This is a genomic window from Asaia astilbis JCM 15831, from assembly GCF_000613845.1.
Classification (GTDB): domain Bacteria; phylum Pseudomonadota; class Alphaproteobacteria; order Acetobacterales; family Acetobacteraceae; genus Asaia; species Asaia astilbis.
The window spans coordinates 14,932-38,491 of the sequence record NZ_BAJT01000007.1; the positions used below are offsets into that span (position 1 = coordinate 14,932).

Below are 23,560 nucleotides of genomic sequence, written 5' to 3' on the forward strand. Positions count from 1 at the left end.
GATTGCGTGCGCGGCCACTTCGGGTTCGTAAATGCGTCCGCTTGGTTTCAGCACGTGACCGGACCGGTTGCGGCTCCATCCGAGGCGCGGTGTGTTGATCGAAGGAAGATGCACAACGGTCAGATCGATCCGGTCCGAGAGCGCCCGGATTTCGGGACGAACACTGTCGCAAAATGCGCTGATCGCGGCGTGGGCCCCATTGATCGCAGATTGAAGCGGCAAGCCGCGTAACGGATGGGCAAGACCGAGATTGACGATCGTCCCGCTTCCACGACGACGCATGCAGGAAAGCGCGGTCTGCGTGCCGAAGACAGAGCCAGATAGGTGACTTCGGTCACACGCCGAATTGTCTGGGCATCGAGAGAGAGAACCGGGCCGATAGCCGCTGCGCCTGCTGCATTGATCCAGACCGTGATGGGGCCGAGTTCGCGTTCGATCTTTTCTGCGGCTTGCGTGACGGCTGTGGCATCAGAAACATCGACCGGAAGCACGAGGGTGCGAATGGCACCTGCCTCAAGCTCTTCCGCTGCATCTTTCAGTCTTTGTTCGTTTCTGCCCAGGAGAGCAATATCGAAGCCGTAAGAGGCCAGCATGCGTACCGTGGCGCGCCCGATACCGGCTCCGGCGCCTGTGACGACGGCAATCTGGTTGGGCATGGCGGCAATCCTCATACGGTCTACAGGAAGGTAACGGCCAGAATGCCAGCGATGACCAGAAAGAGAAAGCCCGCCATGATCAGTGTCAGGCGGCGCTCGATGAAGTCGCGAATGGGCTCGCCGTAAAACCAGAGCAATGTCGCCACTAGAAAGAAGCGTGCTCCACGCGTGACCAGGCTGGCGGCGAGAAAGGGGAGTATGGCGAAATGCGAGGCACCTGCTGCGATGGTCACAATCTTGAAGGGAATAGGCGTCAGCCCCTTCAGCAGAATGATCGTGACACCATACTGACGAAATTTGTCCTGTAGCGCAGCAAGGCTGTGCTCGGCATGATAGAAATGCACAATGGGCATGGCGACATGCTGAAGGAGCATGGCGCCGATTATCCAACCCAGCATCGCTCCCATGACAGAGCCAATCGTGCAGATCGCGGCAAGGATAAAAGCGCGATCGCGTGTGGCCAGCACCATCGGATCAGCATCAGATCGACCGGGATGGGAAAAAATGAGGCCTCGGCAAAAGCAACGGCAAAGAGCCACCAGCCTGCGTAAGGCGAGGCAGCCAGAGCTAGAGTACGACGATAGAGCGGCTGGAACACGAAAGGCCTCCGAAAGTCAGGAAGCCAGTCAATGACCCAAGCCGGGTTTTATGTCGAGCGCGGACCCCATAAAATAAGGGCAGCACCACATAGGCAGATCACGGCGCCAATAAGTTCCCATCGATCCGGGCTGCGCCCCTCGAACAGGCGCATCCAGATCAGCGAAGCCGTGATGTAAACCCCGCCATAGGCTGCATAAGCTCTACCTGCGCTATCGCTGTCGACCCGGGTCAGGATCAGGGCGAAGAGCGCAAGGCTAAACAGACCGGGTACCAGCCACCAGGTCGAACGCTCAAGACGCAGGCACGCCCAGAAGGCAAAACATCCCGCAATTTCGGCAAAGCCGGCTGCAATGTAGAGAGCAAGGGTGAGCATGATGATTTTCCGGATGACGGGTACAAGGGCCGACATAGAATCATAGAGCACGCGGGATGGCCATGCCGATGTCTCTTGAGAGTTCATTTTGCGCGTCATCAGGGTCACGATACTGCACGACGACATAGTGCACATATTTTTACACGCTGAGAAGACCGATTGGCGTCGTACTTTCTGCTCAAGCCGACCATATCTTCTTGCAGATCTGTTCGTTAGACAGAGGTTTATCAGGCAACATCACAGGAAGAGACTCCGTCAGATATGCCCCCGAACAGCGACAAAAAAGGCCGCAGACGCAGCACGGCAGAAGAAACGCGTGTGCGCATCATGGATGCTGCGAAAATACTCTTCACCAAAGCTGGTTATGATTCGGTCGGTGTTCGCGATATTGCCGCAGCCGCCGAGGTCGACCCTGCGATGATACCGCGTCTCTTCGGTTCGAAAGAGGCGTTGCTTCAACGTATCGCCGATACAGCCTTCAAGCTTGAAGAAGCTTTCGAAGGCCCAGTTGAGGAAATCGGTGTCCGGACAGTGCAGTATCTGATCGGATCGATGCATGAAACCAGCGAGCATTCGTTTCATGCATTGCAGCTTCTCTTGCGTTCGATCGGGAGTCCAGCGGCGGCGCCGATTTTGTCTGAGGCGCTGCATGCCGGTTTCATTTCGCCATTATCCAAGCGCCTGACTGTCGATAATGCTGCAGCGCGTGCCTCCCTCGCTACGTCCTACCTGATTGGTTATGCCGTGGTCTCAGCGGGTCTGAACTCCGGAGAGCTCGGCGATCAGAAAACGCTCTCCCTTCTGGCGGACGCCATACAGGAAAGTCTGGGTCGGCACTGAGCAGGACAGAAGTGGGTGTTGCGTATGACCCAGAAAATGCGGTGTGAGATGAGGCGCTGAGAAGATAGTAATTCAACCACAAAGACGAACCTCGATCGGAGCATCGCAGGGTTTAGGCTGTTCCAGATACGGACCTGCCGAGATGATTTCCACGCTGATCACAGCCTCGCCCTCTATGTCAGGGCCGGCCTCGGAAAGATCGAGGTAAGCAAAGCCGTTGGTCCAGCGAAAGGGTGCTGACGGATCAACCGGCTCCCACCCTGGCAGATTGTGCTCAGCCAGATGGCTTGTGATGGACCTGCTTTTCGAGCATCCGAAGTAATCGATCGCGCCAATGAGGACGCCAAGCTTTCGGCGGTCATCGACGAAAGGCCCGATGCTCTCGGACGGCCGTGCCGCTTGTGAGGTGATCCAGATTTCCGAGACCCCATCTGGCAAGACGAAAACGGCTCGATTGCCCGATCGTCTGCAGGGCGCGATGATCTGGCCCTCGCGTGTCCGCAAAGCGATTTTGTCATCATGGGTGACGGCTGGAGGTGAATATCGCCCGTGACCTATTTGTTGAGCTCTCTGTCTTAGGGCGATGAACAGGGGTTCGACAAAGTCGCGGTGCGTGCAAAGCATGGCAGCCGCAACGCAATCCCAGCTTCGCCGTGTGTTGACGGAGCGGACGCCCGGCCCAACCTGCGTCAGGGTTTTTCTGTTGCCCGTATCGAGGTAACTCTCGGCAGTCAGGCCGTTCGCCCAGATGATTGAGTGATTTTCGGTCTCTATGTGGAAATAGTCGTAAGGGCCACTGTCCCGTACAAAGTAGATCGAAGTGCCGTTGACGAGCATTCTCGCTGGCACGAACGCGCCTCTGACGAAAAGGCAATGTTCGCTGGTCACATAGAGGTCGGAGTGAGGGACACCGTCCGAAAGGGCATTTTTTCTGATGCAGACAGGATGACCGCTTTGATCATTAACTTCTTCCTCACAGGGGACGGCGCGGCCTTTGCCTACCCAGCGAATGAAGAGCGTCTCTTTCATACCGCAGGTGGCATTCCATGTTTCTACAGCGTCTCCTGCTCGAAGGGATTCGACTGTTCTTTCTCCGCTCGGTGTAAGAATTCGGGTTCCAGCGAGATAGCAGACTTCAGTCTCGCCCGGTGATGAGTGCTTGCTGTTCAGATCGAGACGATCATTATTGACGATCATCATGACGCGCGTGTCATAATTGCGAAGATTGAACGGATTTCCGGTAAAAATGTACGTAAATCTTGCGAGGCCGAGTAACCCTCCAGTTGTTTCGAGGGTCGTCAGCTTGTCTTGCGGGTTATAGACAATACTCGTCATGAGGGGGGTGAGGGTGCTGTTGAAGATGCTGAACCGGATTGGAGCGTTATCAGCGATATGAAAGTAATAGGTATACCTTGCGGCCCTATACTCATTGATCCTCATATCTATCTGAATATCAGCCCCTTTGGAGCAAATATCCACATTGGTTAGATATCTCTGCCCAAAGAAACCCTTGGTAACATAACGTGTATCAACGGTGAATTCACCTCCGTCGATGAATTCTCTGTTTGATTTGTTGCTTATTCGAAATGGCATGGCACACACTTAACCTCGCGCATTCTGCGTTGAGAAAATTGTTTCCGGGCACAGGAGTACAGGTCGATTGGAAGGTGAAATTAGAGCTAGCCATGAAGTTTGTCAACGACTGTTGATAATTGGACGTAACTCAAAGAGCCGTGTCCGATTTTGTCACGTCAGGTGCGCAGACACAGATCTGGCCCAAACGGAGAGGATCGTGATTTCAGTATGAGGCGGTACGTTGAGCGTGGGGCTCGATGACTTCCGATTCGGAAAAACCCAGGCTTATGTTGGATGAACGCGGAGGAGGCAGATCGGCAGAAGATTGCTTTATGAGCCATTCTGTATAAAACACGGAAAGATCGTTGAATATGCCGAGACTCAACCTTCTAACGATTGTAAATCGTTCAATATGGGTTCTCGTGCCAGAACTGGGTTTCGCCTGATGTCCTTCACCTCGCTGCCGCGTCGTTCGGTATTGTCCACCCTTCTCGGGGCTCCCCTCGCTCTCAGAATGAGTGCCGCGCGCGCTGCGGATAAGCCGATCCGTGTCGGCATCATGGCGGGTGAGGATGAAGATATCTGGCGTCTGGTCAGTCAGAACGCCCAGAAAGCGGGACTGTCGCTCAAGATCGTCACCTTCTCCGATTATTCGACGCCCGATGAAGCACTGGCGTCGCATGATCTCGATGCGAATTCGTTTCAGCATAAGCCTTTTCTCAAGGCGCAATGCGACGCGCATGGTTTCAAAATCTCGCCTGTCGGTGATACCTATGTTGCGCCGATCGGTCTCTACTCGCGCAAGTGGAAGACGCTGTCTGCTTTGCCCAAAGGCGCTGTCATTGGGGTTCCCAACGATCCGAGCAACGAGGGGCGGGCGCTTCTCCTGCTGCAGTCTCTGGGGTTCATCAAGCTGTCGCCTTCTGCCGGCCTGCTGCCCACGCCGCTCGACATCACTGAAAACGCGCATGATTTCACAATTCGTGAACTCGATGCCGGGGTCGTCGGGCGCGCTTTGCCCGATCTCGATGCTGCTGTCATCAATACCGACTGGGCACATAAGGCCGGGGTCGATGTTGTCCATGAGCGCCTCGCCCGCGAAGGGGTGAAGGATAACCCTTATATCTGCGTGATCGCTGTCAACACCGACGAGGTTCAGGCTCCCTGGGTCAAGCCTCTGGTGAGTGCTTACCAGCAGCCCAATATCCGTCAGGCGCTCATCGATATCTATGCCAATACAGTGATCCCTGCCTTTCCATGACCCTTTTGAATGTTTCGGGTCTGTCGTGCCGTTTCGGATCGCAGACGGCCCTAACCGATGTGAGTTTCGAAGTCGAAAAAGGTGAGATCGTCGGGGTCATCGGCAGTTCCGGTGCCGGTAAATCGACCCTCCTGCGCTGCCTTTGTGCGCTGGAACGTCCCACCGAGGGGCGGATCCTGCTTGACGGTGCCGATCTGACACTTCTGACAGAGCGTGAGCTTGTCGCTGCACGTCGCAAGGTCGGCCTCGTATTTCAGCATTTCAATTTGCTGAATTCCCGTAGTGTTGCCGCCAATATTGCTCTCCCGCTCGAAATCGCGGGCTGGTCAAAGGCCCGCATTGCCGATCGCGTTGCAGAATTGCTGACGCTTGTCGGGCTCGAAAGTCATGGCAGCAAGCGCCCGTCCCAGCTTTCCGGCGGGCAGAAACAGCGCGTCGGTATTGCGCGTGCGATTGCGAACTCTCCCTCGTTGCTCCTGTGCGACGAGGCGACTTCGGCGCTCGATCCGCATACGACCGCCTCCATTCTTGAGCTGTTGGCCGATATCAATCGCACGCTCGGTCTCACCATCATTCTGATCACGCATGAGATGGAGGTCGTCCGTCGTTTTGCGCATCGTGTTCTGGTGCTGGATGATGGCGCCTTGATCGAAAATGGCAGCATGGCGACGCTGTTGCGCGATAGTCGGGGCGATCCACGACTGGAGCGGCTTTTGGCCGATATCCGCCCGACTTTGCCCGAGGCGATCAGGCGTAAAATGACCTCCGACCCTCAGTCCGGCGCCCAGACCCTTGTGCGTGTCGTGCTTGATTCCAAGGCTGCAGGCACTCCCTTTCTGTCCCGTCTGACGACCCGATTCGATCAGGAAGTTACCCTTGTTCAGGGGGGAAGCCTCGAATGTGGTGGCGATCTGATGACCGACATGATCCTGGGGTTATCAAAGCCTCTTTCTGCGCCACTCAGTATTTTTCTCGATCAGGAAGCTCATGTGACGGAGGTGCTCGGCTATGTACCAGCTCATCACTAGGCTTATCGCTGAATCGACCCTTCAGACCGTCGAGATGGTCGCAGCGTCGAGCCTTATTGCTGTGATTTTCGGTCTACCTCTGGCGGTGCTGATGATCGCGACCCGACGCGCCGATCTTTACGATCTGCCTTGGCTGGGACGCCCAGTGGGCTGGGTGGTCGATGCGTTGCGTGCGGTGCCCTTTATCATCCTGCTGGTGCTGTTGATTCCGGTCACGCGCTTTATCGCGGGCACCTCACTCGGCACGCTTGCAGCTATTGTCCCGCTCTCGATTGCGGCTATTCCCTATTACGCCCGTATTGCCGAAATCTCGTTGCAGGAGATCGAACCCGGTCTCATAGAGGCGGTGCGCGTCATGGGTGGCACGCGTTGGATGGTCATCCGGTATGTGCTGATCCCTGAAGCACTGCCCGGGCTTCTCTCGGGCCTGACAGTCACTGCGATCACGCTGGTTGGCGCTTCGGCTATGGCAGGCGCGATCGGTGCAGGAGGGCTGGGCGATCTGGCCATTCGCTACGGCTATCAGCGCTTCAATACCACCATCATGTTCACGGTGGTGGCTGTTCTCATTCTCCTCGTCGGTTTGATCCAGGGCGCTGGGACGCTCGCCGTCAAGGCGGTACGGCGCTGAGCGGCGCTGCTGAACCTGCCCGGAAAGGGCGTTCAGCAGCGGGGACGTCAGATCGGAAGGACGACGCTCGCTCTGAGGCCGCCTTCCGGACGGTTGCTTAGGGTCACGTCACCGCCCTGTACACGGAGTGTCGAGCGGGCGATGGCAAGACCGAGACCGGTGCCGCCGGTTTCGCGGTTGCGGCTCGTTTCGGCGCGGACGAAGGGTTCGAACATGCGTTCGAGATCTTCTGGAGGCAGGCCCGGGCCACGATCGTCAATATGGATGCAGACCGCTTTTTCCTGTTCAGCGGTGCGCGTGTCGATCACGCGGATAGAGACCGACCCGCCATATTTCAGGGCATTCATGACCAGATTGGTGAGCGCGCGTTTCAGCGCGAGTGAGCGTGCCTTGATCCGGATCGGTGTCTGCGGGGGCGCATAGCTGACCTCGTCAGCAAGATCGGGACGGGCTTCGGCAGCTTCGTCGGCGACGGTCTGCAACAGCGCGCTCAGATCGATCGTGGTCATGGGTTCCAGAGTCGAGCTGTCTCGCCCGAAGGCGAGAGTGGCGGCGACCATGCTTTCCATCTCGTCCAGATCTGCCAGAAACTTGTCGCGCAACTCATCATCATCGATGAACTCGGCGCGCAGCTTGAGACGCGTGATCGGTGTCCGTAGATCGTGACCGATGGCGGTCAGCATGAGCGTCCGATCGGTCACGAAACGACGGATGCGGGCTGACATGGTGTTGAAGGCGAGCGCTGCCTTGCGGATTTCGGTAGGGCCGGATTCGGGCAGAGGCTGAGCGTGTACGTTACGGCCGAGCGCAGTTGCCGCATTGGCCAGCGTTGCAACCGGCGCGATCAGCCGATGGGAGCCCCAGAGAATGAGTCCGCCGCCACAAATGGTCATCAGGGCGAAGGAAATCATGAAGGTGGGCGAACCGAAGGGGTTCGGGGGGCGCACCGTGTAGCTCATGACCAGCCAGCGATGATCGTCAGGCATTTGAAAGGACAGCGCATAACGTCGCGTGCTCGGCTTGTGGCCGATGATGACGTGCTGCGGGCGAAGCCGCATCGGCAGCATACCGATGGCGGCGAGCGGGGGAGGCATGAAGCTGGCTGGACGATGGTCCTCAGGAGGAACGCCGTCGGGGCTGTTCGATGGGGGTGGCCCTCCTTCGAACGGGAAAGGAGGACGGCCTTCTCCGCCTGAAAACTCTCCCGGGCCGCCGCCTGGAGGTGGAGGTCCTCCCATGCCTTGATCGTCCTGCCCCCCTGGGGGGCCGCCACGCATCATGGGATTGATGCCAAAAGGGATAGGGATGAACGCACCCGGAAGATGCGTATCAGGCTTGTTGTCGAAATTCACTTTGAAGTTCGACGGAATTTCCAGCGCGGCCAGGCTGGCTTCACGGTCCGAAGGCGGCAATTCGACGAGCGTATGGTAGATCGAAAACGCGTGATGCTCGTTCTCGTGCATCTCTGCCCGGTCGGCAATATTGAGATGATCGAGGGCATGAATGGTCAGACCGGCAGCCTGAACCACGCAGAGCCCTGAGATCAGAAGCAGATTGGTGCGCGCCCTTAACGAGCGCGGCAGAAGACGAAGCACGGAATCAGATGCGTTCGACATCGGTGGCGAGCACATAGCCACCACCGCGTACGGTCTTGATCATCTGGGCATTGCGACCGTCATCTTCGAGCTTGCGGCGCAGACGGCTCACGGCCACGTCGATGGCGCGATCAAACGGGCCGGCCTGTCGACCACGCAGCAGTTCAAGCAACATGTCACGCGTCAGCACGCGATTGGCTCGCTCGAGGAAGGCCAGCAGCATGTCGTATTCGCCGCCGGTCAGCGGCACTTCAGCCCCGTCCGGATTCAGCAAGCGACGTCGAGCCGGCTCCAGCGTCCAGCCCGAAAACCGGATCATGCGGGAATCGGCAGAGAGTTTCTTGTCGGAGCTGTCTGCGGTGCGGCGCAACACGGCGCGGACACGGGCCAGCAACTCGCGCGGATTGAAGGGCTTGGCGACATAGTCGTCAGCGCCGAATTCCAGACCGATGATGCGATCTGTCTCGTCGCTCATTGCCGTCAGCATGATGATCGGCACATTATCCTGGGTGCGCAGCCAGCGTGCGATGTCGAGACCGCTTTCGCCCGGTAGCATGAGATCCAGCACCACCAGTTGATAATGGCCGGAGGCCCAGGCGCGACGGGCTTCGCGCCCGTCGCGTGCGGCTGTCACGCGGAAATGATTGCGCTCGAGAAAGCGGCACAGCAGCTCGCGGATCTCGCGGTCGTCATCAACGATAAGAAGGTGTGGGTTCGTGTCCATGAATGTAACAGTGGTCCGAATCGATCCGCTGTTACAAGAGGGTGTTGCACTCCGTCACAACTTGCCAAAACCTGTCTCAATCGAGCCAGGGTGGGGTGGGCAGATTTTTTCCCCGTAAGAAGGCGGGATTGAAGATTTTGGACTGATAGCGCGCCCCGCCATCGCAGAGGATTGTTACAATCCGATGCCCCGGACCAAGGCGTTTTGCCACGCGAATCGCGGCAGCCACGTTGATTCCGGCCGAACCACCGAGCGAGATTCCTTCGCGATCCTGAAGCGAAAAGATCTGTTCGAGCGCTTCGGCATCCGGAATGCGTTCGGCATCGTCAATTGTCACGCCTTCCAGATTACCCGTGACGCGAGACTGGCCGATCCCTTCGGTGATCGAGCCGCCCGAAACACTGAGGTCATTGGACTTCACCCAGCCATAAAGCCCCGACCCTTCCGGATCGGCGAGAACGATTTCAGGGCGTTTGCGCCCCGCCTTGTCAGCAAGCTCCCCCAGGCCCAGCGCGACGCCCGCCAGCGTGCCGCCGGTGCCGCAGGCGCAGGTGAAGGCATCGACCTGCCCGTCGAGCTGGTTCCAGATCTCGACGGCAGTAGTCGTGCGATGGCCTTCGCGATTGGCTGTATTGTCGAACTGGTTGGCCCAGACGGCATTCTCAGTTTCTTCGGCAATGCGGTGCGAGACATGCACATAATTGCCCGGATCGCGGAATGGCTTGGCAGGCACGAGACGCAGATCGGCGCCGATCATGCGCAGAAAGTCGATTTTTTCCTGACTCTGGGTCTCTGGCATCACGATAATGGTGCGATAACCGCGTGCCTTGGCGACCAGCGTCAGGCCGATGCCGGTATTGCCGGCTGTGCCTTCCACGATCACGCCGCCAGGTTTGAGGGTGCCACGCGCTTCGGCATCCAGAATAATGGCCAGAGCTGCGCGATCCTTCACCGACCCACCCGGATTCATGAACTCGGCCTTGCCGTAGATGTCGCAGCCCGTCGCTTCTGACGCCAGCCTTAGGCGGATCAGCGGAGTGCCGCCGATCGCACCGATCATACCGTCAGAAGGGTGCTCCCATCCCGGTGAGATGCCCTTGGGAAGCGCTGTTTTCGGGGTCTGCGTGGTCATCTGCATTCCATCCTATACGTCTGCTATTTGAGAGTTTAACGTTGTCGCATGTATTATAAATGAGGAAAAACGATGGTCGACTGTATTTCAGCGCGCGACGCATGGGAACGCCTGAGTGCCGATAAGAATGCGGTTCTGATCGATGTGCGCACGCCGGTCGAGTGGCAGGCCGTCGGTTTACCCGACCTGTCCTCACTGGACAGGCAGGCCATCGCTCTGAGCTGGGACCTTATGACGCGGCAGGGTTTGCTCAGGCGCTGCGTGACGCCATTCCCTCTCTCCAGACTCCGATCCTGTTTCTCTGTCGCTCAGGCATGCGGTCGCAGCAGACGGCGGAACTGGCGGCTCATCTGGGGTACGAGACCAGCGTCAATATCATCGAAGGCTATGAAGGTCCGCCCGATTCATCCGGGCAGCGTGGCCGTGTCTGCGGCTGGCAGTTTCAGGATCTGCCCCGCTATTTCCCCGACTGACTGTCAGAAGCCGCAGGCGCGTAGCGTCTCGGCGAGTTTTTCGGCTTCAATGGCGACACGTTGCGGCGAAATGTCGTCGAGAAGCGGAATTTCTGCCAGAACAGTGACGTTGCCAAAATGCTCGATGGCGGCACGGTTCCCCGCATTGGGCACCCCACTCATGACCACCCCCGCGATCGGAATGGCGCGTTCACGCAAAGCTGCCAGACTGAGCAAGGTGTGATTGATGGTCCCCAATCCGCTGCGGCAGACAAGAATGACCGGCAGGGAGAGAGTGGTGAGCCAGTCAATGAGCAGCGTGTCGTCATTGAGCGGTACCATGAGGCCGCCGGCACCTTCGACGACCAGCGGCGCGTTTGCCTGGGGTAATGTGAGGTCGTTCGGCCGGACCGTCACGTTCTCAAGCCTGGCCGCGTCCTGAGGTGACAGCGGAGCCTGAAAGGCATAGGCAGGTGGAATGAGGCGCTCGGGCGTCAGTCCGGCGAGCCCGCTGACGCTTGCCGTGTCTCCGTCTTCCTCACTCAGACCGGTCTGGAAGGGCTTCCAGTAAGTGGCGTTGAGAGCCTTAGTGAGAATGGCCGAAACAAGCGTCTTGCCAATTCCCGTGTCGGTGCCGGTCACGAAAAATCCCCGCCTTTTTTCGGCCGAACCAAAGGCTACCTGATAATCCATGCTCTGAGCGCTCCTGTCGAAATGCTGCATGACCCGGCGCAGATCGCGCGTTGTAAGGGGGTGACTGCCTGCCCTGGGTGTCGTGGCACCGATCGATTTCAGCTCAAGCAGAAACTGTCGGGCCGAAGCGACGGGATCGGTCAGGGGTGCGATGGTCCATGTGCCGGTCAGCGTCGATGGCCATTCGGCCTGCAGGGCGCGGTGATCGGGATAATCGGGGAAGCCACAGGCAAGGTCCAGGTCGTCGCAGGAGCTCCGCCACTGGGCGAAACTCCCTCGGGCCAGCGTCGTGACCTCGATACGTCCCTCTGGTGAGAGCAGTGCGCTCAGTCGCGCAAAAGCTGCATGTCGATTGCTGAACCATTGCAGGCAGAAATTGGAGCAGATCAGGTCGAAGGGACCGTCGAGTTCTGGATATTCGGCGTCCATGACGTGAAAGACAGCATCCGGGACCGAAGCGCGCGCGCGCTCGACCATTCGGGGCGAGAGATCGAGAGCGGTCAAGGACGCGTCAGGAAAGAGACGGCGAAGCTGACGTGTCAGGAGTCCCGTGCCACAGCCGAGTTCGAGAATGCGCCCGGGGGCAGGGCGATCAGCGTAACGCTTGGCCAGACGATCTGCGAGTTTGGTTGCTGCGAGGGCCTGTACCCGTGCTGCGCCTTCATATCCCTCTGCACTGTCGAAACGCGCAGCAATCTCACGGCGTGCCTCCGTCATGAAAGAGACTGTCGTGCTGAAGCGATGATCGCAGCGCAGCGTTCGGGCGCTGTAAGCGGCAAGAGGTGGCCTCCCTCAAGGGTCACGTGACGGGCTTCAGGGAAACTGGCCTGATGGAGCGCGTCGGAAACCAGCGGGTCGGAGTCTCCCTGAACGGCGATTACTGACGGTCCCAGAAGAGACGCGCGGCTGCGACCGTCACACTCGATAAGGTCGCTCAGCCTTCCTGCAATCGCGAGAGGTCGAGAGGGGCTGGGCAGGGCGGGCAAAACTCGAATTGCTGCCTGAACTGCGTCACGGTTTCTGCCGGGGCGTCCGTTAACCTCGCGAGCATCCGTTTCAGAACACGCGTAGGAATTCCCTGTTCGAAATCAGCGGCCTGACTGAAGCGGGAAAATCCGTTGAAAGCGATAAGCCCCCGGCAGTGCGGAAGCATATGCGTCAAAGACCACAGCGCCCCTGCGGAGTGGCCAATCGCCAGATAAGGCTCTTGCGGAAGCGTAAGGCAGGGCTCTTCCCTAGTATAGCCTTGGTCCAGAAACACGGCATCCGATGGACCGAGCGCTGTCCGCACGGCTTGCCAGAAACCGGAATCAAAACTCCATCCGTGAAGAAAAACGAGTTTCACTTCCGGTGATGCCGCAGGGCCGTCATGACAGCCTCGCCAAGGTGACGGATGGCGCTTTCGCTATGGGCTGTGCTCAGAGCCAGGCGCAGCCGGGCCGAGCCGGGGGGAACGGTTGGAGGGCGGATTGCGATGGTAAGAAGCCCCTCCTGCTCGAGCGTCTGGGCTACGGCCAAAGACGTTCTTTCTTCGCCGATCATGACCGGGACGATTTGCGTGGTAGAGGCGCCTGTATCGATTCCGCCCTCCCGCAGCATCTCGCGCAGCATGGCGGCATTCTGACGCAGTCTGAGGCGGTCGCTCTCGAGGCCCGGGACAATGTGGAGTGCGGCATCCATCGCCCCCAGCATTGGGGGGGAAGGGGCTGTGCTATAGATGAATCCCGATGCGCTGGTCATGATCCAGTCGCACAGCGCGCGCGATCCAGCGATGTAAGCGCCCATACTGCCCAGCGCCTTGCTGAAGGTGCCCATCACAAGATCGACCTCGTGGCCATGCGACAGACCTCGTCCCTGTGGGCCGAGAACACCTGTTGCATGCGCTTCGTCGAGATAGAAAAAGGCGTTGTACCGCTTCGCCAGAGCGCTGAGGGCCGCGATATCGGCCACATCGCCATCCATCGAGAAGACGCTCTCTGTCAGAATGAACCGCATGCCGGGCTCACCGGCGTGACGCTTCAACAGCGCTTCGAGATGGTTGAGGTCATTATGCCGAAAGCGGATCTGCCGCACATTTGCTGCCGCACAGCCTTGATGCATGCTGGCGTGATTGAGCTTGTCGGCGAAGACCAGAGGAGTTTCACCAGTCTGCTCCCGGGCGACCCGGAACAAGGCAGGCAGGACGGCAGCATTGGCCTGCCAGCCTGAGGCGAAAAGCAGAGCCGCTTCGGTGCCCTTGAACGCAGCAAGCCGGGTTTCAACCTGCTCGTGAAGATCGAGCGTACCGGAAACAAGTCTGGAGGCGCGTGCACCCGTACCGTGCTGCAGTGCCCAATCGGCGCTGCGCTCACGCAGCAGGGGATGACCCGAAAGCCCAAGGTAGTCGTTCGATGAAAAATCGAAAACGGCCCGTCCCCGATGCCATAGCTGGTCCGGTGTGCGATGCATGGGACGCACCCGGCGACGCAGGGAACGGGAATCGAGGGAGTCGAGAGCCTGTTTGAGAAGAGGGTCGAAACGCGTCATGGCTTGTCCCTGCCGGTGCGGTCAGGCCTTGTCAATCTTCTGGACTGTTGCTCGGTCGCTGCAGATCAGTATGGCCTGTCATGATGAGCATCAGGCTAACAAGCCGCGCTTATCGAGCGCCTGTGGCTTTGCGATAACCACGGCGCCCGAGATAGGCGAGCAACGGCAGAGCCAAGCGGAGCAGGGCGGGATTCATCATGCAGAACCGACCAAACAGACCGTCGACGGCCGGTAGAAAACGCTCCGCTCTGGGATGAGCCAATTGGCTGACGATAGTTTTTGCGACCAGATCGGGATCGAGGGGCGTGCTGACATAGTTGAGGATCGATCCTCCCTCCTGCATTTCGCGAGCCAGCATTTCGGTCTGAACCGCACCGGGGAAGACCGAGCTGACATGAATGCCTTGCTTGGTCACTTCCTGTGCGAGCGAAAGAGCGAAGTTGCGGAGTCCCGATTTTGCGGCCGCGTAAACGGCGCTGCCTGAGAGCGGGATGACCGCCGCCATCGAATTGACGAACACGATCCGCCCTTCTCCTGCAGAAATCATTTGGGGAAGTAAGTGGCGTGTCAGCACGATCGGCGAGCTGAGATTGAGCATGATTTGCGCGGCGATGGCCTTGTCATCCGCCTGAGCGACCGGCGCGGGCGCGATTGTACCAGCACAGTGAATGACGGCGAAAACCGTTTTGTTCTCCTGCGTGATAAGCGCGCAGGCTTGGGTTACGGCGTCGGGCAGACCCAGATCGCACGGGATATGAGTGAGTGAGGGCGTCTCAAGAGCCGGTTTCGAGCGGCAGAGCGCGATAACATGGTAATTCTGCGCAAGAAGTCGTTTGGCGATGAGAAGGCCAATTCCGCCTGATGCACCGGTGAGCACGACCGTTTTGAGACGTTCGGGCATCTGGCCCTGATCGGGCGCATGCGGCAGAGGCGCGTGGGAGTTGTCCTGCAAGGGGGAAGAAGCCGTCATGGGTCTGTCATAACCCTGAATTCCGATGCGAGACATGCCCATTTGAAGCACTAAGTGGTTTTTTCGCTGCCGCTCCTGTCCTTCTCTTATGAGAGAGGGGCGGGAACGGCAGATAAGGTCTAGTCAGAGCTTCAGTTCAGGCGGCCAAAATTGCGAAAATCCTGCTTGGTCTTGTCTGAAAGCGCTTTGATGCGGTCGTGTTGTGCTTTCTGATCGGCCTTCAATCGGTCGATCTTCTCTGTGCGCTCATGTTTGAGCTCGTCGAGCTTGTTTTTCTGCGCATCGATTTTGCCTTGAAGCTTTTCGCGCTCACGTGCCGGAGCGTTGGTGTACTTGTCGCGCAGATTGTCGATTTTCTTCTGACGGGCTTCAGCCTCGGCGCGGTTTTTGTTTTGCCAGTTCTGCACGCGATCGTTGAGGCAATTTTCCTTGTTGGCCATACGGCCAATCAGGTCCGATCCGGAGGAATTCTTGTTGCATCCAGAAGTCTGGGCGTAGGACAGGGGCGATGAGATGAGTGCCGTCAATGAAAAGGCGACAGCGAGACTTTTCTTAAGCATAATGCCTCTCGTGTAACTACTAACTCCCTGTCATAGATCGTTTTAATGTGTCGAATATGCGGCACGACCTGATCGATTGTGCCGATCAGGTCGTCTTCTTCTTCGAACGGTTTCTTACCTTTTCGAGGAAAATTCGTGCATCGACCACGTCGAATTTCTGCGCCTGCGCCCGACCTCGCGCCATATAGTCGGCTCTTAAATCCGGGTCGTTAATCAGACTCAACATGGCCTGTTCGAGCGCATCGCCGTCATCCGGCAATGCGAGCAGGGCAGCGTTGCCGACGACCTCGGGGAGTCCGCCTCGGGGGGACGCAATTACGGCGGCCCCGCTTGCCATGGCCTCAAGGCTGTCAGGCCGAAGGGCTCGGGCCACCGACTGGGAACGACGACGATCGAGGCTGCCGCCATGGCTTCGAGCACCTGATGATGCATCTGATAGCCGCAAAGCGTGATCCCGGCAGCGCGGGCATTAGCCTCGACACGATCGACAAAGGTCGTGCGCGGTGAATTGAAGCGAAGACGGTCTGCGCCGATCATGGCGGCACGCCAGCCCGGAACCTTGGCGCTGATCGCGGCCCAGGCCCGGACAAAGGCATCGGCTCCTTTGTCTGAAACCATGCGGCCAGCAAACAGGATAAGCTTTTCTCGCTCGGCTGGCGGCGGAGGGAGCGTCGAGAGGTCGAGACAGTTCGGCATGAGCGTCACCGGACCATCATCCAGATCTTCCAGAAAGCGTCGACGTACCCAGAGCGAGACCGCAAACACGCGGACGCGCTGCATAAGCTCCTGCCTCTGGCGGGGGCGTCTGGCTCCCTGCATGTCCTGCGGGTCGTTATGCAGGATAAGATGAACCGGGATACCGCATTTGCTCAATGCCCGTGCCAGAGCCGGGCGATTATGTACTTCGATGAGGTCTGGTTTCTGCCGGCGAATCTCACGCTGGCACGCCACGCGGTATCGTGTGCCAGGGCGGCGCCAGCTGTGAATGCCCCCCGGTTTCGACATGCCGATGAAGCGTCCGCCCGGTAGGGGATCATCGGTGATTTCCGAGCCAAGGATGACATCCTCCGGTGACGCAAGGCGAGACACCAGCAGACCGATAGCCCCGGCCCGGTTGGGTGCGTAGCCTTCGCGGCGGGGAAGAACGGTGACAACCTTCATGGCCTTACTCATAATCCGTCGCGAGACCTGGCGTATCGTAGTGATCGAACATGCGCGCCAGTTGAGACGGCAGTAACCGACCCAATGAAAGGTCTTCCGGCAAGTCGGTGCGGCCAAACCAGCCGATGCCCGAGGTTTCCAGATTATCGATGGTGGGTTGGCCTCCGGTTAGTCGGCAGAGGTAGAAAACTTTCGCACAGCTGAAAAGATCGGGCGGGTGTCCCTGCCTTGTTCGGTCCCATAATGCCGCGAGTTTGACGATCTCGGCCGTATAGCCGCTTTCCTCAAGGATCTCCTTGAGCGTGTTTTGCGCGGTGGTGAGATTAACATCGGCCCAGCCGCCGGGCAGGGTCCAACGATCCTGATCGATGGCCTCCCGCACCATGAGAATCTGACCCTCATTATTGAAGACAGCACCCCGGACATCGATTTTTGGGGTCGCATAGCCAAGTTCATGCGTCAAAAGCGCGAATACGGCTTCAGGCGTCGACGTACCAAGCTCGGCGAGCATTTTCGCGGAGATCTGTCTCAGCTGCTCGTACCGCTCACGGTCATAGGGGTTCTGGCAGAAGGTAAGTCCATTCTGCGCGATTGCCTGCACGTCCCTTGCCCAGGTCAGCCATTGCGGTTCGCTCATCTCGGGGTCCCTTCGCTTACTCCCTGATATAGACCGGAAATCCGTGCGTGCAAAACGGCCTTCGTTCTGCAGGTGATGGCGTCCCGGCGCGTGTCAGAATGATGAAGACTCACGTTGGATGGCAGCCAAGGTCACGCGAATATCTTGAGTTTTGCCCCCTTCTTTGCCACATCCAACCCCATCTTTCATGACGCTCGGAAAACGGATCCTCACGTGAAAATTAATGGCACGCCTTATCGCAGCGTCTGGCGCGACGCACAGGACCCCAGGCTGGTCCATATTTTCGATCAGACCAAACTGCCCTGGTCGCTCGACATTCTCTCCCTGCGTGATGAAGCTGAAGTCGCGCATGCGATCCGTACCATGCAGGTACGCGGAGCCCCCCTGATTGGGGCCGTCGCCGTGTACGGGCTCGCCTTTGCGCTGCAAAAGGACGCTTCCGATGCCGGGCTTGAACAGGCAGCAGCAATGCTGGTCGAGACGCGCCCGACGGCGATCAATCTGCGTTGGGCCATCGAGCGCATGGTGGCCCATCTCAGCCCGCTCGATCCCGAAGCGCGCGTCGAGGCGGCCTATAAGGAAGCCGATGCGATCTGTGACGAAGATGTTCAGGTTAATGAGTCGATCGGGCGCCATGGTCTGGAGCTGTTCCAGGCGCTTTGGGAGAAGCGCCGTCCGGGTCAGGAGCGTCTGAACATCCTGACCCATTGCAATGCAGGATGGATTGCGACTGTCGACTGGGGCACGGCACTGGCCCCTATCTATATGGCCCATGATGCCGGGTTGCCCGTGCATGTCTGGGTCGATGAAACCCGCCCCCGTAATCAGGGCGCGCTTCTCACGGCATGGGAGCTCGGCGCCCACGGCGTGCCGCATACACTGGTCGCCGATAACGCAGGCGGCCATCTGATGCAGCATGGCGATGTCGATATTGTTATCGTGGGTACCGATCGCGTGACGCGTCAGGGAGACGTGGCCAACAAGATCGGGACGTATCTCAAGGCTCTGGCAGCTCATGACAATGACGTGCCTTTCTGGGTGGCTCTGCCGTCGTCCACCATCGACTGGCGTGTGACCGATGGCGTGACGGAAATCCCCATCGAAGAGCGCTCCGGCGAGGAAGTGACCTATGTTCATGGTCTCGACGAGCAGGGTCAGGCAGCCCGTTTGCGGGTTACCCCTCAGGGCACAAAGGCTGCCAACCCGGCTTTCGATGTGACACCTGCACGCCTAGTTTCGGGGCTGATTACCGAACGCGGACGCTGCGACGCCAGCGCCGAAGGTCTGGCTGCCCTGTTCCCCGATCAGGCTGGCTGAGGCAGAGCCAGGCAAGGGCGGCACTTGACCAGAGGGCCGCTCTTGTTCCTATTTCCTTATTCATGAACCCGCGCTGTTCGGCGCTCGTTACGTGTCTGAAGAATTGGAACAAATCATGAGCGCCGGACTGTCTCTCCTCTCATCGAGCCGTAAGCATGCAGGGTCTGTGGCCTTCAGGTCTTTAGGGGCCCTGACGGTTCTTGCGTTTCTGCCGAGCTGTTCGTCATCCACTCAGCCGGGCCAGAGTCCGGCCCGGACACCCTTGGCGCAATATGCCAATGGGACGACCGGTGCCTATGGCTATGACGGTCATGTTCCTGATTTTGCCTCACGCAACTTTGTGCCGTTCAATCGTCAGGATGTTGTGGCGATTGCCATGCGCGAATGGCGGATGTTCGGCAGCCCGGTGAGCGATGACGATCCTGAGGACCGTCCCGAGCCCAGCGCTCCGTCTCTCAAGCCAGAGCGCATTCCCGGGTTGTGGCAACGCGTGGGTGAGTATTGGTGGATCGGCCAGGATCCTTATGAGACCGAAGTGGCCTGGAGCGGTAAATACAATGCGGATGGCCAGCTCTTTCGCCCAGAAAATGACGGGCACTATGCCTGGTCCGCAGCCTTTATCTCGTATGTGATGCGTGTGGCCGGAGCGAATAGCCGCTTCCCCTATTCGCCCAATCACTCAACCTACATCAATGCCGCGGCTTCGGGTCAGTCGACCGGTCTGCGGGCGCAGGACCCCAAGACCTATGTGCCGCAAATGGGCGATCTGCTTTGTGTCGGGCGTGGCAAGAGCCGCAGCGTGACCTTTTCCATGCTGCCAACCTCCTATGGCTTCCCGTCCCATTGTGGTTTCGTCGTGGCGACACATCAGAATGCGCCGCCTTTCGGCAATGAGTTGAGCATAATCGGTGGCAATGTGGATGACACGGTGTCTCTGACCCATGTGCCCACCGACTCCCGTGGTGCGCTGGCGACCCCGGAAGGGCAGTTTTACGATACGCGCTATCCGTGGTGTGCGGTGCTTCAGGTGCTCTATGACGCCGATCGCGAGCCCGATAGCGGGCAGTGAGCTGAGCTGCCGAGCATGAGTGACAAGATGCCCTCCGGGTTGCCGAAGATCTGGTTGCCTTACACCCAGATGAAGACTGCCCCTTCTCCCTTGGTCGCGACCCGCACCGAGGGAACGCGGATCACGCTGGAGGATGGACGCGAGTTGATCGATGGCATTGCGTCTTGGTGGACTGCCTGTCACGGTTATAACCACCCCCACATTCGGGCGCGGGTCGCCGAGCAGCTCGGGCGCATGCCACACGTGATGTTGGGTGGGCTGGTGCATGAGCCGGTCAGGGAGCTCTCAGAGCGTCTCGCCGCCCTCCTGCCGGGTGATCTCGACCATTGTTTTTTCACCGATAGTGGTTCTGTTGCGGTCGAGGTCGCCATGAAAATGGCGATCCAGTACTGGATCAATCGTGGAGTTGTGGGGCGTAAGCGGCTTCTCTCTTTCCGCGACGGATATCACGGCGACACGCTGGCCACGATGTCGATCTGCGATCCTGATGAGGGGATGCACAGCCTGTTTGCGGGGGCATTTCCTGCGCAGGTTCTGGCCGATCTGCCACGTGATGAGACGCGTTTTGCAGCCCTCGACGCGCTGCTGACCGAGCGAGGCAGCGAGATCGCGGCGATTATTGTGGAGCCGCTGGTCCAGGGTGCTGGCGGGATGTTGTTCCATCCGCCGAAAGTGCTGTCCCGTCTTCGCGAACTAGCAGACAAGCATGATGTCCTCCTGATTCTCGATGAGATTTTTACCGGGTTCGGGCGCACCGGCACCATGTTTGCGTGTGAACAAGCTGGAATCGTTCCCGATATCATCACCCTGTCCAAAGCCCTGACGGGCGGAACTGTTGCCCTTGCGGCAACAGTGGCGCGTCGTGCTGTGTTCGAGGCGTTTCTTTCGGACGCGCCCTCTGCCGCGTTGATGCATGGCCCGACCTTTATGGCTAATCCGCTTTCCTGCACTGCGGCCTGTGCTTCACTCGAGATTTTCGAGCGCGAACCGCGTCTTGCTCAGGTGGTCGCGATTTCTCGTCAGCTTCGTGACGAGCTCGAACCCTGTCGTCTTTTGCCCGGCGTGCGCGATGTGCGCGTGCTGGGGGCGATCGGGGTCGTCGAGCTGGACTCGATCGATGACATGAATCGGCTGAAGGCAGCTCTTGTTGCCTGTGATGTCTGGGTGCGCCCTTTCCGGAATATTGTTTATCTGACTCCGGCTTTCACGATCGAAGCAGACGATCTGACCCGGCTGACGAGCGCCATTTACGGCGTTGTCAAAGACGGTGCGTTCCGCAAACCCGCCTGAAGGCAAAGCAAGGAAGCCATTCATGAGCCAGCTTTTGGTGCCTCCCTTCACCGTTGAGACAGCACGGCAGAAAGTGCGTCGGGCAGAGGATGGCTGGAACAGTCGCAATCCGGAGCAGGTCTCTCTCGCTTACAGCCCCGATAGTCGTTGGCGCAATCGCGACGAGTTTCTTGAGGGGCGAGAGGCTATTGTGGCGTTTCTGACCCGCAAATGGGCGAAAGAGCACGAATATTGCCTGATCAAGGAGCTCTTTGCTTATGAGGGTGCGCGTATTGCCGTACGCTTTGCGTATGAATGGCATGATGACACCGGGCAATGGTTTCGGTCATATGGTAATGAGAACTGGATCTTTGACGCGCAGGGACTGATGGCGTGCCGTATGGCGTCAATCAATGATCTGACGATCTCGGAAAAGGATCGTCTTTTTTTCTGGCCGCAAGGCAGACGCCCGGAGGATCATGCCTCTCTGAGCGATCTCGGCCTCTGAAAAAGGGGCGCCCAAAGCGCGCCTTTTCCTCTGAGTGAGAGAGGGAGCAGGGCCCTCTCTCCTAACGCTCTTATTTCAGAACCGCACAGGCGATGCGCGCTCCGGCGCCGCCGATCGGCTGAGTAGTATAATCGTCGGGGCTCGTGTGAATGATGAGGGCCGAACCATCTGCATCTTTAAGAGCAGGGCGGCCATCAGCGCCATGAAGGGATGCGAGGGTCGAATAGAGCTCGACCGTCGCGGTGCCGTCTTTGGTGACGTACAGATTGGGCAGATCGCCAGCATCATTGGCATTTGGCGTCAGCAGACCGTGCACGACAGGCATGACCGCATGAACATGGCCGCCTGCGCTGGTGAATTTCGGCGGTGTGCAGCTGCCTTTTTCATGAAAATGCATCCCGTGCCATCCAGGGGCGAGGCCCTCGGCAACGACGCGCAACAGCACCCCTTTGGGGGCTTCGGTCACCGTCACCGTGCCATGAGCTTTGCCATCCGCGCCCAGTAACACGCCACTGGCGGTATCGGCGGCTCGCACCTGAGAGGCCCCGGCGAAGGCGGTTGCGAGAAGCAGAGATGAGATTTTAAGAGCAGAGCGCATGACAGGGGCCTTTTGCAAAAAGCGTTGGGCGGGACACGAAAGTCGGAACAAAGTGAAAGTGCCTGAGCTGAGAGTGTTTCGCAACAATTAGGAGGCGAGGTCTGGAGCATGGCTCTGCATGATCGATCACAGTCTCGTTCGAGCATAACCGCATGGTGCGATGCTGTTTTTCATGTCATTCGGGAAACGACCCCATGCGTGTCATGGTGCAGCAGGTACCGATCAGAGGAAGACCCGATGCTTGAGCTCAGGCCTGGTTGTGAATGCTGTGACTGCGATCTCCCTCCAGAGACAGATCAGGCGATGATCTGTTCTTTCGAGTGTACGTTCTGCCAAAGCTGCGCGACGCAAAAGCTCAAAGGACTCTGTCCCAATTGCGGTGGTGATCTGGTCAGGCGCCCTGTCAGACCGGCACGCTATCTCGCAGAGGCTCCCCCATCGTCCCAACGGTTTTTAAACCCGCAGGGTGTGCGACAGCCTAAACGATAGACAGATATCAGCGGTCCTGCGTCCCGATGCTGCCGTTACCTTGGCGATGCGTCATCGGGGACTGACAATTTCTGTCGATAAACGGGTTAAGGCGGGGAAGGGTCCGGCCTTGCTGCCTATGTGCAGCGCTATGGTCCAGTTTTGACGACGATCGGTGAAGCCAATCTCAAGCTGCCAAATGATCTCAGAGACTTCGATCAATATGGCCCGTTTCATGGCTCTTCCGGCATCGCGGAGGGAATTCTCTTTTTGAGTGAAATCGAGCGATAAACGGTATACCGCGATTGTGTTCTGGATTGCGCTCATGTCCTGCGTCGCTGACGAGACTTGGGTTTTTGCCTTGAACAGGGGAGATTTCTCGTGATGACACCGCGTTTGCTTGTCGCTTCGGTTTGTATGCTCGGGATGCTGGAGCTGACAGTCAGGCCCGCCGAGGCCGATGATACGTCTGCGGACGCCCGGATCGATCAATCTGCGAGGCTGTTGCTCAGGTGCAGGCACCTGCGGGCGATGAACCCAGCTCAGAGCAGGCCGATGCGTTGAGCGGTTGCGACAGCGAAGCGCTCTATTACGGTATCGGTGTCGCTGCAGATCCGGTGAAGGCGCGGCTCTGCGCGTTTAGCCAGCAGGCACAGGAGAAGGATCCGGGTCTTGAGGGCTTCTCTGGCAGTCATATGCTGATGTTGATCTACGGGAATGGAAGAGGTGTCATGCAAAACATTGCCTATGCGACTCACCTTGCCTGTCTCAGTTCTTTTGCCCCCATGGAGAGGGAGCTGCGGGTCAAGCACCTTCAAACCATTGGTGAGAAGAGAGACGGCAGTGTCATCGATTTTTGTGATGATTCCACAGCGGGTCTGACGGGGGGTTTTTGCGAAAAGCATCTTACCCGGATC

Annotated in this window: 25 protein-coding genes and 2 pseudogenes; 10 read left to right on the forward strand and 17 right to left on the reverse strand. The window is 58.5% G+C overall.

Annotated elements, in window-relative coordinates; all coding sequences use genetic code 11:
• Nucleotides 1-119: 119 nt before the first annotated feature.
• The 3 genes and pseudogenes from JCM15831_RS21400 to JCM15831_RS06380 all read right to left on the reverse strand — a co-directional run bounded on the left by JCM15831_RS21400 (nucleotide 120) and on the right by JCM15831_RS06380 (nucleotide 1,665).
• The gene (locus JCM15831_RS21400; RefSeq protein ID WP_198024260.1) at nucleotides 120-656 is read right to left on the reverse strand and encodes an SDR family NAD(P)-dependent oxidoreductase; all 537 of its coding nucleotides are present in this window, start codon (nucleotides 654-656) and stop codon (nucleotides 120-122) included.
• 20 nt (nucleotides 657-676) lie between these two features.
• Nucleotides 677-1,254: pseudogene (locus JCM15831_RS17150) on the reverse strand (YqaA family protein).
• Nucleotides 1,255-1,302: 48 nt separating this feature from the next.
• Nucleotides 1,303-1,665, reverse strand: coding sequence for a YnfA family protein (locus JCM15831_RS06380; protein ID WP_456303428.1), 363 nt, complete (start codon nucleotides 1,663-1,665; stop codon nucleotides 1,303-1,305).
• Nucleotides 1,666-1,890: 225 nt separating this feature from the next.
• On the opposite strand from JCM15831_RS06380, the gene JCM15831_RS06385 reads away from it, so the two are divergent.
• Complete coding sequence (locus JCM15831_RS06385; RefSeq protein WP_025823560.1) at nucleotides 1,891-2,469, forward strand: TetR/AcrR family transcriptional regulator; 579 nt, start codon at nucleotides 1,891-1,893, stop codon at nucleotides 2,467-2,469.
• A 72-nt stretch (nucleotides 2,470-2,541) separates the two neighbouring features.
• Here the strand turns inward: JCM15831_RS06385 and JCM15831_RS17155 are convergent, their stop codons facing one another.
• The gene (locus JCM15831_RS17155; RefSeq protein WP_198024261.1) at nucleotides 2,542-3,804 is read right to left on the reverse strand and encodes a Hint domain-containing protein; all 1,263 of its coding nucleotides are present in this window, start codon (nucleotides 3,802-3,804) and stop codon (nucleotides 2,542-2,544) included.
• Nucleotides 3,805-4,489: 685 nt separating this feature from the next.
• Here JCM15831_RS17155 and JCM15831_RS06395 point away from each other — a divergent pair.
• Genes JCM15831_RS06395 through JCM15831_RS06405 form a run of 3 tightly spaced genes read left to right on the forward strand, consistent with a single transcriptional unit; the run spans nucleotide 4,490 to nucleotide 6,964 of the window.
• Nucleotides 4,490-5,305, forward strand: coding sequence for a MetQ/NlpA family ABC transporter substrate-binding protein (locus JCM15831_RS06395; RefSeq protein WP_025823564.1), 816 nt, complete (start codon nucleotides 4,490-4,492; stop codon nucleotides 5,303-5,305).
• Nucleotides 5,302-6,333, forward strand: a complete 1,032-nt coding sequence (locus JCM15831_RS06400; RefSeq protein ID WP_025823566.1) for a methionine ABC transporter ATP-binding protein — start codon at nucleotides 5,302-5,304, stop codon at nucleotides 6,331-6,333. Before JCM15831_RS06395 ends, JCM15831_RS06400 begins: the two co-directional genes overlap by 4 nt.
• A complete protein-coding gene (locus tag JCM15831_RS06405; RefSeq protein WP_025823569.1) occupies nucleotides 6,314-6,964 on the forward strand; it encodes a methionine ABC transporter permease in 651 nt (216 codons plus the stop codon). The genes JCM15831_RS06400 and JCM15831_RS06405 overlap by 20 nt, the downstream gene beginning before the upstream one ends.
• A 47-nt stretch (nucleotides 6,965-7,011) precedes the next feature.
• On the opposite strand, the gene JCM15831_RS06410 is transcribed toward JCM15831_RS06405, so the two are convergent.
• The 3 genes from JCM15831_RS06410 to JCM15831_RS06420 all read right to left on the reverse strand — a co-directional run bounded on the left by JCM15831_RS06410 (nucleotide 7,012) and on the right by JCM15831_RS06420 (nucleotide 10,415).
• The gene (locus tag JCM15831_RS06410) at nucleotides 7,012-8,559 is read right to left on the reverse strand and encodes an ATP-binding protein (protein ID WP_025823571.1); all 1,548 of its coding nucleotides are present in this window, start codon (nucleotides 8,557-8,559) and stop codon (nucleotides 7,012-7,014) included.
• A gap of 4 nt (nucleotides 8,560-8,563) precedes the next feature.
• Complete coding sequence (locus JCM15831_RS06415; RefSeq protein WP_025823572.1) at nucleotides 8,564-9,283, reverse strand: response regulator; 720 nt, start codon at nucleotides 9,281-9,283, stop codon at nucleotides 8,564-8,566.
• Nucleotides 9,284-9,359: 76 nt separating this feature from the next.
• Nucleotides 9,360-10,415, reverse strand: coding sequence for a cysteine synthase A (locus tag JCM15831_RS06420; protein ID WP_035774010.1), 1,056 nt, complete (start codon nucleotides 10,413-10,415; stop codon nucleotides 9,360-9,362).
• A 161-nt stretch (nucleotides 10,416-10,576) separates the two neighbouring features.
• Here JCM15831_RS06420 and JCM15831_RS17160 point away from each other — a divergent pair, with 161 nt between their 5' ends.
• Nucleotides 10,577-10,888: a rhodanese-like domain-containing protein gene (locus JCM15831_RS17160; RefSeq protein WP_051528357.1), complete on the forward strand. Its 312-nt coding sequence runs from the start codon at nucleotides 10,577-10,579 to the stop codon at nucleotides 10,886-10,888.
• A gap of 3 nt (nucleotides 10,889-10,891) precedes the next feature.
• On the opposite strand, the gene bioD is transcribed toward JCM15831_RS17160, so the two are convergent.
• From bioD to JCM15831_RS06460, 7 genes and pseudogenes are all read right to left on the reverse strand, one after another.
• Entirely contained in the window at nucleotides 10,892-12,277 is a 1,386-nt protein-coding gene (bioD, locus tag JCM15831_RS06430) for a dethiobiotin synthase (protein WP_025823574.1), read from the reverse strand.
• 217 nt (nucleotides 12,278-12,494) lie between these two features.
• Nucleotides 12,495-12,905, reverse strand: a complete 411-nt coding sequence (locus JCM15831_RS17165; protein ID WP_051528358.1) for an alpha/beta fold hydrolase — start codon at nucleotides 12,903-12,905, stop codon at nucleotides 12,495-12,497.
• Nucleotides 12,902-14,086: an aminotransferase class I/II-fold pyridoxal phosphate-dependent enzyme gene (locus tag JCM15831_RS06440; protein ID WP_025823577.1), complete on the reverse strand. Its 1,185-nt coding sequence runs from the start codon at nucleotides 14,084-14,086 to the stop codon at nucleotides 12,902-12,904. Before JCM15831_RS06440 ends, JCM15831_RS17165 begins: the two co-directional genes overlap by 4 nt.
• A gap of 109 nt (nucleotides 14,087-14,195) precedes the next feature.
• Nucleotides 14,196-15,056: an SDR family NAD(P)-dependent oxidoreductase gene (locus JCM15831_RS06445; protein WP_084490594.1), complete on the reverse strand. Its 861-nt coding sequence runs from the start codon at nucleotides 15,054-15,056 to the stop codon at nucleotides 14,196-14,198.
• Between the two features lie 131 nt (nucleotides 15,057-15,187).
• Nucleotides 15,188-15,616, reverse strand: coding sequence for a hypothetical protein (locus JCM15831_RS06450; RefSeq protein ID WP_025823582.1), 429 nt, complete (start codon nucleotides 15,614-15,616; stop codon nucleotides 15,188-15,190).
• Between the two features lie 216 nt (nucleotides 15,617-15,832).
• Nucleotides 15,833-16,789 (reverse strand): annotated as a pseudogene (locus JCM15831_RS17170) (glycosyltransferase); the annotation flags it as partial.
• Nucleotides 16,782-17,414 (reverse strand): NUDIX hydrolase, encoded by a 633-nt coding sequence (locus JCM15831_RS06460; protein ID WP_025823584.1) that lies wholly within the window; start codon nucleotides 17,412-17,414, stop codon nucleotides 16,782-16,784. The gene JCM15831_RS06460 and the pseudogene JCM15831_RS17170, both read right to left, overlap by 8 nt.
• A 213-nt stretch (nucleotides 17,415-17,627) precedes the next feature.
• Between JCM15831_RS06460 and mtnA the strand changes: the two genes are divergently transcribed.
• From mtnA to JCM15831_RS06480, 4 genes are all read left to right on the forward strand, one after another.
• Nucleotides 17,628-18,731: an S-methyl-5-thioribose-1-phosphate isomerase gene (gene mtnA / locus JCM15831_RS06465; RefSeq protein WP_025823586.1), complete on the forward strand. Its 1,104-nt coding sequence runs from the start codon at nucleotides 17,628-17,630 to the stop codon at nucleotides 18,729-18,731.
• A gap of 115 nt (nucleotides 18,732-18,846) precedes the next feature.
• Complete coding sequence (locus JCM15831_RS06470; RefSeq protein WP_025823588.1) at nucleotides 18,847-19,800, forward strand: DUF2272 domain-containing protein; 954 nt, start codon at nucleotides 18,847-18,849, stop codon at nucleotides 19,798-19,800.
• 15 nt (nucleotides 19,801-19,815) lie between these two features.
• On the forward strand, nucleotides 19,816-21,090 hold the full coding sequence (locus JCM15831_RS06475) for an adenosylmethionine--8-amino-7-oxononanoate transaminase (protein WP_035773997.1): 1,275 nt from the start codon (nucleotides 19,816-19,818) through the stop codon (nucleotides 21,088-21,090).
• Nucleotides 21,091-21,112: 22 nt separating this feature from the next.
• Nucleotides 21,113-21,577: a nuclear transport factor 2 family protein gene (locus JCM15831_RS06480; RefSeq protein WP_025823592.1), complete on the forward strand. Its 465-nt coding sequence runs from the start codon at nucleotides 21,113-21,115 to the stop codon at nucleotides 21,575-21,577.
• Between the two features lie 70 nt (nucleotides 21,578-21,647).
• Here the strand turns inward: JCM15831_RS06480 and sodC are convergent, their stop codons facing one another.
• Nucleotides 21,648-22,175, reverse strand: a complete 528-nt coding sequence (gene sodC / locus JCM15831_RS06485; RefSeq protein WP_025823593.1) for a superoxide dismutase[Cu-Zn] — start codon at nucleotides 22,173-22,175, stop codon at nucleotides 21,648-21,650.
• 237 nt (nucleotides 22,176-22,412) lie between these two features.
• Here sodC and JCM15831_RS20930 point away from each other — a divergent pair, with 237 nt between their 5' ends.
• Nucleotides 22,413-22,664 (forward strand): DUF1272 domain-containing protein, encoded by a 252-nt coding sequence (locus JCM15831_RS20930; RefSeq protein ID WP_084490582.1) that lies wholly within the window; start codon nucleotides 22,413-22,415, stop codon nucleotides 22,662-22,664.
• A 51-nt stretch (nucleotides 22,665-22,715) separates the two neighbouring features.
• Here JCM15831_RS20930 and JCM15831_RS06490 read toward each other — a convergent pair whose 3' ends face one another.
• Together JCM15831_RS06490 and JCM15831_RS21410 are read right to left on the reverse strand one after the other, a co-directional pair.
• Nucleotides 22,716-23,135 carry a hypothetical protein gene (locus JCM15831_RS06490; protein ID WP_025823594.1) on the reverse strand — a complete coding sequence of 140 codons (420 nt, stop codon included), beginning with the start codon at nucleotides 23,133-23,135 and terminating at the stop codon, nucleotides 22,716-22,718.
• A 50-nt stretch (nucleotides 23,136-23,185) separates the two neighbouring features.
• Nucleotides 23,186-23,338 (reverse strand): hypothetical protein, encoded by a 153-nt coding sequence (locus JCM15831_RS21410; protein WP_156938768.1) that lies wholly within the window; start codon nucleotides 23,336-23,338, stop codon nucleotides 23,186-23,188.
• Nucleotides 23,339-23,560 lie beyond the last annotated feature (222 nt).